The organism is Klebsiella sp. ME-303 (genome assembly GCF_007910085.1).
Classification (GTDB): domain Bacteria; phylum Pseudomonadota; class Gammaproteobacteria; order Enterobacterales; family Enterobacteriaceae; genus Klebsiella; species Klebsiella michiganensis.
The window spans coordinates 1-505 of record NZ_VOJB01000105.1; the positions used below are offsets into that span (position 1 = coordinate 1).

Below are 505 nucleotides of genomic sequence, written 5' to 3' on the forward strand. Positions count from 1 at the left end.
AATAACGCATGCATTACCATCGAAGCGAATGACAGAACCGTCCGGGCGACGAACACCCTTCTTGGTGCGCACCACTACCGCCTTCAGCACATCACCTTTTTTGACCTTACCACGCGGAATTGCTTCTTTGATGGTGATCTTGATGATGTCGCCTACGCCTGCGTAGCGACGGTGCGAGCCACCCAGAACCTTGATACACATTACGCGACGTGCACCGGAGTTGTCGGCGACGTTCAGCATAGTCTGTTCTTGGATCATTTTAGTGCTCCGCTAATGTCAACTACTACTGAGACCCAAAAATAGGGTCGTTAAAAAAGCCCCATATCGAGGGCGCGGCATTATAACACCGCAAATCAGATATGGGTAGAAAAAATAAACGGCTCATCGCTGAGCCGTTTATCCGTATCGAGAATGCGTACTCTATTACAGAACCGCTTTCTCTACAACGCGAACCAGCGTCCAGGACTTAGTCTTGGACAGCGGACGGCATTCGCGGATTTCAACC

Annotated in this window: 2 protein-coding genes; both read right to left on the reverse strand. The window is 50.3% G+C overall.

Annotated elements, in window-relative coordinates; all coding sequences use genetic code 11:
* The coding region (rplN, locus tag FQK12_RS27925) for a 50S ribosomal protein L14 (protein ID WP_146295785.1) at positions 1–258 on the reverse strand (258 nt) is incomplete at its 3' end.
* Positions 259–423: 165 nt separating this feature from the next.
* On the reverse strand, positions 424–505 hold an 82-nt coding region (gene rpsQ, locus FQK12_RS27930; RefSeq protein WP_261393152.1), incomplete at its 5' end, for a 30S ribosomal protein S17.